At 39.8% G+C, this 12783-nt stretch carries 12 protein-coding genes and 1 riboswitch; of the genes, 9 read left to right on the forward strand and 3 right to left on the reverse strand.

Translation table 11 applies throughout. The annotated features are described in order from the left end of the window. Positions 1 to 41: 41 nt before the first annotated feature. The 3 genes from CBM24_RS18340 to CBM24_RS18350 all read right to left on the reverse strand — a co-directional run bounded on the left by CBM24_RS18340 (position 42) and on the right by CBM24_RS18350 (position 4410). On the reverse strand, positions 42 to 1262 hold the full coding sequence (locus CBM24_RS18340; protein WP_088162242.1) for a tetratricopeptide repeat protein: 1221 nt from the start codon (positions 1260 to 1262) through the stop codon (positions 42 to 44). Between the two features lie 49 nt (positions 1263 to 1311). Then, positions 1312 to 1695, reverse strand: coding sequence for a hypothetical protein (locus CBM24_RS18345; RefSeq protein ID WP_088162243.1), 384 nt, complete (start codon positions 1693 to 1695; stop codon positions 1312 to 1314). Between the two features lie 102 nt (positions 1696 to 1797). Further along, complete coding sequence (locus CBM24_RS18350; protein ID WP_088162244.1) at positions 1798 to 4410, reverse strand: TonB-dependent receptor; 2613 nt, start codon at positions 4408 to 4410, stop codon at positions 1798 to 1800. Positions 4411 to 4839: 429 nt separating this feature from the next. Here CBM24_RS18350 and CBM24_RS18355 point away from each other — a divergent pair, with 429 nt between their 5' ends. From CBM24_RS18355 to tenA, 9 genes are all read left to right on the forward strand, one after another. Continuing rightward, positions 4840 to 5469 (forward strand): Crp/Fnr family transcriptional regulator, encoded by a 630-nt coding sequence (locus CBM24_RS18355; RefSeq protein WP_075993423.1) that lies wholly within the window; start codon positions 4840 to 4842, stop codon positions 5467 to 5469. Positions 5470 to 5529: 60 nt separating this feature from the next. Next, entirely contained in the window at positions 5530 to 6375 is an 846-nt protein-coding gene (locus CBM24_RS18360) for an NAD(P)-dependent oxidoreductase (protein WP_088162245.1), read from the forward strand. A 118-nt stretch (positions 6376 to 6493) separates the two neighbouring features. Further along, positions 6494 to 7237 (forward strand): dienelactone hydrolase family protein, encoded by a 744-nt coding sequence (locus CBM24_RS18365; protein ID WP_088162246.1) that lies wholly within the window; start codon positions 6494 to 6496, stop codon positions 7235 to 7237. A gap of 33 nt (positions 7238 to 7270) precedes the next feature. Continuing rightward, positions 7271 to 8521, forward strand: coding sequence for a hypothetical protein (locus tag CBM24_RS18370; protein WP_088162247.1), 1251 nt, complete (start codon positions 7271 to 7273; stop codon positions 8519 to 8521). Between the two features lie 125 nt (positions 8522 to 8646). Continuing rightward, positions 8647 to 9489, forward strand: a complete 843-nt coding sequence (locus tag CBM24_RS18375) for a VanW family protein (protein ID WP_232475564.1) — start codon at positions 8647 to 8649, stop codon at positions 9487 to 9489. A 62-nt stretch (positions 9490 to 9551) separates the two neighbouring features. Then, positions 9552 to 9644: riboswitch (TPP riboswitch) on the forward strand. An 81-nt stretch (positions 9645 to 9725) separates the two neighbouring features. Beyond that, positions 9726 to 10529: a hydroxyethylthiazole kinase gene (gene thiM / locus CBM24_RS18380; protein WP_075993426.1), complete on the forward strand. Its 804-nt coding sequence runs from the start codon at positions 9726 to 9728 to the stop codon at positions 10527 to 10529. Beyond that, positions 10519 to 11151, forward strand: coding sequence for a thiamine phosphate synthase (thiE, locus tag CBM24_RS18385; protein ID WP_075993427.1), 633 nt, complete (start codon positions 10519 to 10521; stop codon positions 11149 to 11151). The genes thiM and thiE overlap by 11 nt, the downstream gene beginning before the upstream one ends. Next, positions 11148 to 11987: a bifunctional hydroxymethylpyrimidine kinase/phosphomethylpyrimidine kinase gene (thiD, locus tag CBM24_RS18390; RefSeq protein ID WP_088162249.1), complete on the forward strand. Its 840-nt coding sequence runs from the start codon at positions 11148 to 11150 to the stop codon at positions 11985 to 11987. Before thiE ends, thiD begins: the two co-directional genes overlap by 4 nt. Continuing rightward, positions 11974 to 12630, forward strand: a complete 657-nt coding sequence (tenA, locus tag CBM24_RS18395; protein WP_075993429.1) for a thiaminase II — start codon at positions 11974 to 11976, stop codon at positions 12628 to 12630. The genes thiD and tenA overlap by 14 nt, the downstream gene beginning before the upstream one ends. The last annotated feature ends 153 nt before the right edge of the window (positions 12631 to 12783 follow it).

Here is a 12783-nt window from a genome sequence, read left to right on the forward strand (position 1 = left end):
AAGCAGTAGATAAAAAAAGTCCACTTTTTGGTGGACTTTTTTTATTCATCTTCCAATTCATTGAATTTATCCAAGTCGGCTTTTGCCCCGATAGGATCTCCCAATTTTTCACGAATTGCTGCGCGATATGAATACAAATCAGAATAATATGGATTCAAATCGATCGCTTTCGAGTAATCTGCCAGTGCGCCTGGTAAATCCTCCAACTTTTCATTCAAATCGGCTCGTAATGAATACACATAAAAATCTTCCGGATTGAGCGTAACAAGGCGGTCAAAATCCAATAATGCTTCCTCAAAATTCCCCAACCGCTCAAACAAAGATGCCCTTTCTTCGTATACGATCGATGAATCACGATCTATTTCCTCCGCTTTGGCATAGTCTTCCAGCGCACTTTGGTAATTACGATAGGATTCAAACACTTTAGCGCGAAATATATAGGCGGCAGAACGATTCTCATCAAGAGCAATAGCCTGATTGAAATCAGACAATGCCAATTCAAAACAGGTCAATTTCAGGTACAAACTTCCTCTAAAAACAAACAGGTTGCTATCCTTGTTATCGGATTCCGCAATAGCAGCAGAATAAAGACCGATTGCTTTTAGATAGCTATAGCAATGAACATATTCAAGTCCCAATGAATTTATTTCGTCAGTACTCAGCTGCTTTGGCTTCGATTCCAGCTCTTGAATAACCAAATTATCGGCCTCAAAGTAAGTGAGTTCAGCTTGATTCTCCGCCCATTCCAATACACTATGGTAATTAAAATCCAGTCTCTTGGCAATCTGATAATCATAGAAAGCACCTTCGTCTTCATCAATGAGTCGATAAACTAAACAACGGCTCGCATAAAAAAACGGTTCCTCTTTATACTGTTCGATTGCGCTTGTAAACGTTGCAATAGCTTGGTCATATGCCGCTATTTTAAAATAATAAAGCCCCAAATAACTATAGGCAAGTGCATGATTAGTCAAAGCAATCGCCTGCTCAAGTAAAGCGACAGGATTGCCATCGCCACTGATTCCGACATTAAATCCTTCCAATGTAGATCTAATCGCGCTCTGTTGGACGGTATCTAGCCAATCAGCGGAAAAAGATGAACTCGCTTCCGGAAAAAATGATGAAATAGGTAAAAAAGAAAACTTAGCAAGAAGTACGGGTACTGGCAGTGTAAAATCTGATTCCACAAAAGTATTGTTTTGTAGAATAACAGCTAGATTTGAAAACATATGCTTCATACCCAAAACTAAGCTAAATTTCATTACAAAAGAAATCTAACGGGAGATCGGGTACTATAATCGGGTGTTCTTATCAACTAATTTCACCTGTCAGGTATAAATATTTATAGCGGACAATATCCCTCGAATTTGTAAATTTGATTAATTTTTCCTTTTTGAAAACATAATTGGAAACCTTCTCTTCCATCAAACGCAGGAACTCAACAAATTCAGCAAAAAAGTCTTGACGTTCTCCTGGTGTAAACTGGCTGTTTTTTACAATCCAAAAGAATTGCTCTTCATTTACATGGAAAGATACCTCATTTTTCTTTTCTTTTCGAAAAATAAAGATTGGGTCATTTTCTTGGTTAATAAATAAAGCAAAGCCTGTATTTCCACCATCCAAATTAACAACAAAAGCAGAAAAATGGACAGTACCGATCTGTAAATTTTCCAGACAAATTAATTTATGCAACATCAGGTTGACAATTAGATCACCTAAAATTATTAAGTTTTTATTAAAAAACAAAAAAAGGCCCTCAAAATAATTGTGGGCCTTTTGTATTCGACGTAAATCTTATTAGAATGTAAATTTCACAGATGCATTCCAAGTTCTACCCTGTCCGATCAAAACAAAATTGGAAGTATCAATACCATTCCAAGTATTGTTCACATCTGTCACCAAGTTACTCGAAGTAGCTTCCGAAATATAGAACTTATTCAACACATTGTTCATGTTAACACGGAAACTCATGCTGTTCTTGTCACTTACTTTGACATTGTAAGAAAGACCGGCATCCAAAAGATTAAAAGAAGGTAATTTCATATAGCGTCCATAAGTTTGGCCATCTATTACTTCTCTACGATAATTCGATGCATACAAACGCTCATAATATCTGTAGTTTGCGTCAACAGACAAACCCTTAAACACTTTATATTTAGCACCAAATCCATAAGAAGTTTGCGCTGCGTTACCAACATGTTCACCGGTTAAATTAACCTGAGAACGTCCCAATTCGACGCGGTTATCGTTACGTATAACAGAGTTTACTGCACCATCGTATTTCCAGTCACCTATCGATAAAAACCCTGTTAGGCTTAATTTTTCGATTGGGCGGGCCTCAAAATCAACTTCTACCCCGCTATGAACCTGTTTTACACCGTAATTTGTTGTATATAAATAGGCACCTTCGACCAAAATACCAGGATCATTTGTTGGATTGTATTTTTTCACATCATCTGCCGTCGCTAAACTCGAACTACCCGTAACACGGTTTTCCCAAGTTGTGCGGTAAACATTCACATTCACATCCAAGAATCGAGAAGCAAACTTATAACCTGCCTCTAAACCAAGGATTTTTTCATTTTCAGCATTTTCATTAATATCATTTGCAAAATTCATGAAAATATTGTTTTGATAAGGCTGACGGGAATAGTACCCCGCATTACCAAAAACACTATGATGTCCCAATGTATAACTTACACCACCCTTCGTATTGTAGCCAAAATTGTTCACGTCTTTAGAATCCTCATTACCTGGTGTGTATTGAAAATAATCAGAACGTTTGTTTTGTTGTTCGGAAACCGATCCTTGGAAAAACGCTGTAAAGCCATTTTTCGCATATTCCAATTGACCGAACAGACCTCCGTAACGGATATATTGATTGTAATCCCAAGCTAAACGATCTTCACGCGAATCAGGTTTACTTGAGAAAGCTTTCCAAGGGTTCGTTGAGTATGTATTGGTAACCAATGGCTTATTAGGGAAATTAACATTACCACCTAATACGACACCATTTGTATTTCCAAGTGGATCTGTCAATTTACGATAGTGTGTACCTTTATAGTCCCTTACATCAAAACCGACATTGAAATTCAAGGATTCTGAAAGTTTACGATTATAGTTAGAAACTATACCAAACCATTGGTGATTGTTCACATCAGCAGCTAAATATTTGCCTGTATTATATTTATCACTTCTTAGCGATTGGCCACCCCCAGCAGCTAACGATGCGTAAACGACAGTTGACAAAGATGATTTATCATCAATCGTCCAGTCCCAGTTCAAGTTGGCTACTGGCTTATGATAAAAGTTCTTTTGTGCATTCATCATCACGCCGTTTGCATCCTTATAATTGTCGTTATAACGTCTGCCATTAGCGAGATAGTTAGACAATTTTGAGGTATAGCCTTGGTTGTGCCATTGTGGTGCACCCGTTACCATAAAGTTCAGGTTGTGCTTTTCATTCGCTTTATATCCAACAGACAAGAAATAACTTTGTCCAGCACCTTCTGTATGGTCCATATAACCGTTACCTGACCACTGCGTAAACATAGCCGAAACAGCAAAGCCGTTTTTCATAAGACCGGTATTGTAACCTACCGTTGCCTTCATAAACATATCGTTACCAACAGTGGTACGAACAAAACCACCCTCTTTCATTGCAGTGGATTGTGTCACGTAATTTACGGTTCCGCCGACAGATGAAATCGCTAATTTAGATGATCCCAAACCACGTTGAATCTGCACTAAAGAGGCAATATCTGTAAGTCCCGACCAATTTGACCAATACACACTTCCATTGTCCATACCATTGATAGGCTGACCGTTCAACAAAAATGCTGTATTGGACTGATCAAAACCACGTGTTGTCATAGAAGACTCACCAAAACCTTTTGCCTGACCAGTGATATAAACCGAAGGGGTATTAGCTAATGCTGAAGTAATATCCTGTGCTCCTACCCTTTCCTCTAAATCCTGCTTACGGATCGTCGAAACGGCAATAGGTGTCTTTCTTCCTGCCGCAATATCGATAACCCCATGACCGACAACAACAACCTCATCCAAATTTGTTGAAGATCCAGCCGTAAAAATTGGATTGATATTCAACGATTCCCCCGATTTCAGCATGATGTTTTCGAAAACAACAGGCGTTTCGCCAATGTAAGTTACCTCTACTTTGTAGGGGCCTCCTTCTTGAAGATTTGAAATTTGAAATTTTCCTTGGGCATCGGCTGAGCCACTTACTACTTGTCCACTTGGGATGTGGGTAATTTTAATGGTTGCTCCTTTAACCGTTTGTCCAGTAGCTTCTTTGACAACTCCTGAAACTGAACCAGTATTTGCTGTTTGACCTTGAACGGCACTATAACTAGCAAAAACAAGGGCAAAAAAAAGTAAAGACTTTTTCATGTTAGATGTGATTGTTTTGTTTTTGTGCCGCAAAATTAGGAATTGATTGTCTTTTTAACTAATTTTAACAATACCAATATCATGCAGTATCTCTATACAGAAAGAATAAATTTTAATCTTCCACAGAAAAACAGCAAATTTCAGCAAAAAGAGGCAATAAAAATACAGCATACATAAAATAAATACAATATATCCATCCTATTCATGAAAAAACATCAAAAATAATCAGAATAATATTTTGTCTGTTTTGAATAAATCAAAATTTATCAATTTTACGATTTTTATGAATTGCATACAAGATTTTATAGCTTATCCCCATGCGGTGCTAAAAATTGTTTCTTTCAATCCGTCGTTTCTACCTGTGTCCTTTTCTTCCCACAACAGCTGAAATAAGCCTATAAATAATTAACTTTAACTAATTTAAAAAATATGTTATCCATAGAACAAGCTTATACAGGCATTCTTGAACCGGAATTAATCGCTGAAATAGCGGAAAACGCGCATATAAAAACGTTCCGTGAAGGTGATCTCATCATTGATACCAATCAATATATCAAGGCGATGCCTCTCCTCTTGGATGGGGCAATAAAAATTGTCCGGGAGGATGAAGATAAAGGCGAATTGTTGCTCTACTATCTGGAAAAAGGTCAAACCTGTACAATGTCAATAGCCTGTTGTCTCGGGAATAAAAAAAGTGAAATTCGTGCGCTCGCAGAAAAAACAACGACTGTAGCCATGATTCCAAATGAGCTTGTCAACCTTTGGATGGGAAAATACCCTTCCTGGCGAAATTTCATCATATCAAGCTATTCAAGCCGTATGGACGAAATGTTACAAGCTGTTGATAGTCTAGCTTTTTCCAATATGGAAGAACGCATCATCAACTATTTAAAAGCCAAAGTGAAGCTGAATGACGACCGAATCCTCACCCTTACGCATCAGGATATCGCTTCCGATTTAAATACATCCCGAGTCGTTGTCTCCCGAATTTTAAAAAAACTGGAACAGGAAGATAAAATAGTTCTGCTTCGTAACGAAATTAGGGTATTAGTGGAATGAGCAAAACATTTGTATCTTTAGTTATACGTAAATTTCAAGAGCAATTAATGTAATTTTTAGATGAAGATAGAAAAATTAGGTTTTATAGGATTAGGAAACATGGGATACCCCATGGCTAAAAATCTAGAAAAAGCAGGATTCCCCCTTTCTGTTTACAATAGAAACAAGGCTAAAGCAGCAGGCTTTGAAGAGCAATCAATTATCAGCGAAGATATAGGTGAATTAGTCGATCATAGCGATATTATATTCTCCATGCTCACAAATGATGAAGCAGTCAACGAAGTATATGAAAAAATCCTCCAAAGGGAGATCAAGGGCAAATTATTTGTCGATATGAGTACAATATCTCGTGAACGCTGTATTTCAATAGCCACTAAGCTAAAAGAAAAAGGCGCTGCTTTTATCGATGCTCCCGTTGCCGGCAGTACCAAGCCAGCGACTGAGGGTACACTTATTATTATGGTCGGTGGTGATCCCGAAGACCTTCATCGCGCCCGACCATACCTCGAGCAGATGGGAAAATCGATCAAACATCTCGGCGAAAATGGTCAGGGAATTGCCGCTAAACTTGCGATCAACTATTTCCTTTCGACGATTTACCAAGGTCTCGCGGAGACGATCTTATTTTCAGATAAACTGGGAATTCAACGAAGCGATATGCTCGAAATCATCAACGATAGTGCCAGCGGCAGTGGGGCAACAAAAGTGAAAACACCATTATTGGTGGAAGAAAACTACAGTCCTGCATTTGCGCTAGACCTTATGCTGAAAGATATTCGACTGGCTCAACAGGCCGGTGCTGACTATCCCCTCCTCAAGACCTTACTCGAAACCTACGGAAAAGCACAGGATCAAGGTCTCGGACAGCTCGATGTTATTGGTATCATTGAATCCATCAAGTCATAGCTTCAGGTTGGCGACAGTGAAAAAAATGTACATTGAAAATTATATTTAGTTGAGATGGACTCCAAATTAGGTTCATTTCTGATCACACAAAATAATAAGTGGAACAAATTATTAACAGATGAAAACAGTTATGACACTATTGGTGCTTACTATAGTCACCATGACTACGCAGGCCCAACAATTAAAACAGGTTTCTTACCAGGATGGTGAACAAAAACTCAACGGCATGGTAACCTCCAATAGGGCAAAAAAAGGCCCTGCTGTCTTAATTCTTCCGGCATGGAAGGGAATTGACAACGAAGCGAAACAAGCTGCATTGCTTCTTGAAAAAGAAGGTTACATCGCGTTCATTGCCGACATCTACGGTGAAGGAAATATTCCCTCGGACAACACCGCAGCTTCGAAAATTGCCGGCCACTATAAGACAGACTATAAAGCTTATCAGCATCGCATAATGCTCGCATTGGAACAACTGAAAAAAGAGGGCGCGGATCCGACGAAAATTGCTGTCATCGGCTATTGTTTTGGAGGTTCAGGAGCCTTAGAAGCAGCGAGAGCCGGCTTCCCCGTCAATGCAGTGATCAGTATCCACGGAGGCCTATCCAAAGCTGCCGACAGACCCAATGGTTCGATCAAAACAAAAGTACTCGTTGAGCACCCAGCAGCCGATAAAAGCGTATCAAAAGAAGATTACGATGGGTTGGTCAAGGAATTAAATGAAGGAAAAGCAGACTGGCAAATAATTACCTACGCAAATTCGGGACATACGTTTACGAATCCCGAGTCAGCCGAATATAACCCCGTAATGGCTAAACGTGCCTGGGAGCACACCTTATTATTTTTGAAAGAAGTATTAAATTAAATAGCAAAGTCAACAACAGCAATATCGACCCAAATGAATTATAACGCGAAACTGCACTTTTATCCGATTATCATTCAGTTGTTGATATTGCTGTTATATAGTCCCAGCGCAGCATCGCAAACAGTAAAATCGCTAACAATAGCTAGCCCAACGCATGCAGTTCTTTTTCTAACCAATGAGTCCGATAAATCAACTGATTTTATCATGCGTCTACACGAAAAAAATGCTGCTGAGATTTTCAAATTAGTACCTTATAGCACAACAAAGTTACTGGTCACAAAAACCGATGCAAAAAAACTCACATTCATCGTTAAAAATCACCAGTGGACCATCGACGTATTGTCATTGAAGCAACGTCATGCCATGATCTTGTTTGATGGATTAGCCAAACCCAAGATCATATACGATAGTAATACCTATCTGGCAGCAGCCAAACCGATATTAAACACCAGCACACCAATTGCGTCAAAGAAAGCTTCTGCACAATATAATGCCTCACATTTCTTTGACTCAATCGCACAAGTTCAATTTATTCCATCCGGGCAATATGCAGCGGCTATTATCGCAAATTCCGCTCTTCCTCTTTATTACAGTCAGCGTAAGAATAAATGTGACGGCACTTATGTAATGCAGCAGTTTTCGGACGAAAATGCGGTGCAATCCGGTGCAATTATGACGACTGTATATGAAGAAGGCAAAGAGATCACATCGAACAATCTTTCCGGGGGAAATAATTATTACAACAAAAGATGCTATAATCAATTCGGACTTATCGACTCCATACAGTACCTTCGAAATAGTAAGTGGAGCAGCAGTACAATTTACCGGTATCTCCCAAATACCATTGTTTCCTACGATCCTACATTTGAATCGGCGATGATTTATCACTTGAACAGTAAACTCCAGGTTATAAAAAGTGAATCCATTCATTTTGTCTATCAACGGAGAGACTGGACCATTTACAGTTATGATCAACAGAATCGAATTACTGAAGAGATTTCGGGCAGAAATGATCAAAGAGAAAGTCGCGTCCGCTATCAATATGATAGTCCGGAAACAAGTGACTACTCGCTGCGCCAAACCTTCGATCAAAGCGATCGACTGACAGCCGAAATCAAGCGATCGTACCGAGCCAACGAAACGATTGATGAGTTTTATTATGAGGGTGTATTACAACAAAAATCTATTGTAAAAGATCTCGGAAACTGTGCCTACGAAAGCTTGATCTATAACAAGGAGGGAAAGTTAACAGCGAAATACATACAGGCAAAGAAAACCAACTAAACGAACTGAAAAACTGCACTAAGCTCAGACAATAAGATTCTTGATTTTGACAAAAAAATATTCGACGAAATTCGGCAAAAAACACATTTCTGCACTAATTTTGATAGCGATACATAAACGTCAAATTGAGAAAAAGAAAACTGATCAGTCAACTTCATCCCATACTCTATTTTATTGCAGTATGGGCGAGAAGAGTGCAGCGCAAAGCCGTTTGGCTATTTGATAATAAGAAATACAGCACAGCTAAATCAACTGAAAAACTTCCCTTTCGTATTAAAAAGCATCAGTCTGTCTTATTAAAAAAACTAGGCGAAAATAATATGCAATTGCAGATTAACAAAGTTACCAACCTGAAAATTGCAGCAGCACAGATTAATAGCATTCTGATCAGACCGAAGGAAACCTTTTCATTTTGTAAACTCGTTGGACTACCCACTGTAAAAAAAGGATATCTGCCCGGCATGGAGTTATCCTTTGGTGAAGCAAGAGCGGGTATTGGCGGTGGAATCTGTCAAATATCCAACCTCATCCATTGGCTTGTTATCCATAGTCCACTCACCGTCAATGAACGTTATCACCACTCTTTTGATCCATTTCCGGACGATGGCCGTGTTTTGCCATTCGGTAGTGGAGCTACCGTCTTTTATAATTACCGCGACTATCAATTCACCAACAACACGCCTTACACCTTTCAAATAAATCTCTGGTTCACAGACAAATGTTTAGAGGGCGAATTAAGAATTGATCAAGAACTGGATTTTGCGTACCATGTCGTTGAAAAAGAACATCAATTTCTTAAAATAGACAATCAGTTCTTTCGGAAAAATGAGATTTGGCGCGAGAAATTTTTAAAGTTTCAGGGTGGAAAGATTTTGGAAACCGAACTTTTGACCAAAAATTTTGCCCGGGTTACCTATACCCCTGTTGAATACATTGAAATTAGTGCCGATCAAAATCCGGCCGATTAATTCAACAAGCTAATGATCGAAAAATGACGGATATGAAAAGTCCTCTTTTTTGTTTAAGTTTGGTCTGGCTTTGGGGGTATTCTGTATAGAATTGAGATAGTCCCTTTGAACCTGATTCGGTTTATACCGGCGTAGGGAAAAGCAAAAATCCACTGTACAGCATACTCCTTTACTGCACAGGCTATCGCTCTTCTTCCCTCCAAGGCCACACAGTATATCTTAGCATATGTAAAAAAATGGAAGATTCAATTATCAATTTATTAGAGCAGCTGAGGGTCGAAAAACCCCTTGTACACAACATCACAAACCTAGTCGTGATGAACAATACTGCCAACGCACTTTTAGCCCTAGGAGCGTCCCCTGTGATGGTACACAGCCCATTAGAAGTACGCGAGGTTGTCGATATTGCACAAGCTCTTGTCATTAATATCGGCACCTTGAGTGAAGATACTGCCGAAGCTATGCTGGTTGCTACCGAACATGCCAATACCATTGGACGGCCATGGGTACTTGATCCTGTTGGTGCTGGGATATCAGCATTCCGCAATGATTTATTATCCAATCTACTGGATCTCAAACCCACGGTTATTCGTGGAAATGCATCAGAAATCATGACGCTGTACAATTTCAACCAACCGAACACAAAGGGAGTCGACAGCACGACAGCGAGTAAAGATGCGCTCCGATTTGGCCAATTATTACAAGAACAAACCGGCTCCATTATCTGTATTTCTGGAGAAGTAGACTATATCCTTTCACAGCAATATCGGGTTGAAGTTTTTAATGGCAACCCTTTAATGACACAGGTAACTGGGCTTGGCTGTAGTGCTACTGCGCTTATTGGTGCATTTCTAGGTGTTACAGACCAATATTTTGAAGCAGCTGTTGCCGGTGTATCCATTCTGAGCTTAGCGGGAGAACTCGCTGCCCAAACAGCAGCTGGACCGGGCACCCTGCAATTGAATCTCTATGATGAACTCTATCAGCTCAATGCAGAACGTCTCAAATCAAAGCTCAAGATCAAACGCTATGCGCATTAATCCGCTTTTTCCCTACCCTTTATATTTGGTAATTTCTGAGCGGGACTGTTATCCTCAAAATTGGCTCAATGTTGCCGAAGAAGCCATTATTGGCGGAGTCGATCTTATACAATTGCGCGAAAAGGCTGACGATCCGGCCACATTTTTGGATAAAGCCATCCGTTTGAAAAAACTGACCGATCATTATGGTATTCCGCTCGTGATCAATGATGCCGTAGCAATCGCTGCCCAAATCGAGGCATGGGGAGTACATGTGGGTCAAAATGATTTGCAGCCGCTCGCTATTCGCGAAAAATATGGTGATAAATTAACCATAGGCTGGTCCATAGAAGACATGCAACAACTGGAAAGTGAACAAATGTACACCGTCGACCACCTTGGTGTAAGCCCCATTTTTTCTACGAAAACAAAAGTAGATACGGTTACTGAATGGGGAATTGCGGGTTTAAAACAACTTCGGAGTAGGACGGAAAAACCATTGATCGCTATCGGAAGGATGAATTTACAAACAGCAGAAGAGACCTGGAATGCCGGTGCAGACTCCATTGCAGTCGTTTCGGCCATATGCCAAAGTCAAGATCCCAGAGCTGCCAGTGCACAACTAAAAGAACTATTAAAATGACAAAAGATAAAAAATACCGCGTCCCTACCGTACTCAGCATTGCGGGGTTCGATGGTAGCGGTGGTGCAGGTATACAGGCAGATACCAAAACCATATCTGCATTAGGTTGTTATGCCATGAATGTTTTAACTGCCTTACCCGTTCAGAACACACAAGGTGTAAGACGTATTTATGAAATTCCTACAGCAGCCGTCCAGGACCAATTGGATGCTATTTTTGACGATATCTATCCCGATGCAATCAAAATAGGAATGGTACACAATATTGAACTTGTGGAGCTTATTAGCAGCTATTTAAAAGAATATAAAGGGCCTATCGTATTTGATCCAGTCATGGTCTCGACCAGCGGGCACAAGCTCATTCACGATGATACAATTCAGGCCTGCATAGAACTTCTTTTTCCTTTAGCAACGCTGATTACACCAAATTTAGACGAGGTAAGTGTTTTAGTAAACGAAGTTATTGACAATGTCGAGAAGATGAAAAAAGCGGGAAATAGCCTATTGGCGAAAGGTTGTCAATCCGTTTTGATTAAAGGCGGGCATCTCCAAAGTCAAGAATTAACATCCCTGTTGTTCCAGCACAAGAGTCCACCAATTGAATTCAAATCTCAAAAAATTAACAGCAAAAATACACATGGTTCCGGTTGTTCGCTTTCTTCAGCAATTGCGAGCCATTTGGCACAAGGCGTTGGTCTCGATAGCGCGGTTGAATTCGCATTGGCCTATATACACGCAGCAATAGCTGGTAGCAAAGATCTCGTCATTGGCAAAGGAAATGGGCCATTAAATCACTTCCATAATCCGATTAAACTTATTCAATATGAACTGGACTGATCATGCCTGGGAATCCATAACAGCTATTTATTCTGATATACTTACTATGCCATTTATTGTTCAGCTTAGTGATGGTAGTCTTCCCCTGGATAAATTTCAATTTTACATGCAGCAGGATGCTTTCTATTTAGAAGAATTTGGCCGTGTGCTCGCCTTTATAGGTGCAAAAAGTGCGGATAACCAACAAGCATTGGACTATTTCGAATTTGGTCGCAATGCGCTTCTTGTTGAACGGGCATTACACGAAAATTACTTTCGGGAATTTGGTTTAAGTCCTGCCGACAAGAGCAACAAAATCGAACCAACCTGCCATCATTATGTCCATTTTCTTAAAAGCGTAGCCGCTTTCGAGAGCATTGAGGTCGCTATGGCGGCAACACTCCCCTGTTTTTGGATTTATAAGGAGGTCGGAGATCACATTGTATCGACAGCAAATACACAGGGAAATCCCTATTCCAAATGGATAGAAACCTATAGCGGTGAGGATTTTGCACAGGGCGTTATCAAGGCGAAAAACTACGTTGACAAAATTGCTGCAGAAACTACTGCAACAAAACGGGAGAAGATGCGACAAGTATTTATAACAGCTTCCCAATTAGAGTATCAATTCTGGTTAGCAGCCTACAAACGAAGGGTATGGTAAACAAACTATTGTCCGATACCGAACAGTTGATGTTCAAAAATGAGCATTAACGAAAATAGCACTCAGGAACAAAACTAGTGTTAATCAGTATTTTAAACGGATTTAAAGTTTTGGCATTACTATTATACTATAGGTGGCAGTTAACGATAGAGC

The organism is Sphingobacterium sp. G1-14 (genome assembly GCF_002196555.1).
GTDB lineage: Bacteria > Bacteroidota > Bacteroidia > Sphingobacteriales > Sphingobacteriaceae > Sphingobacterium > Sphingobacterium siyangense.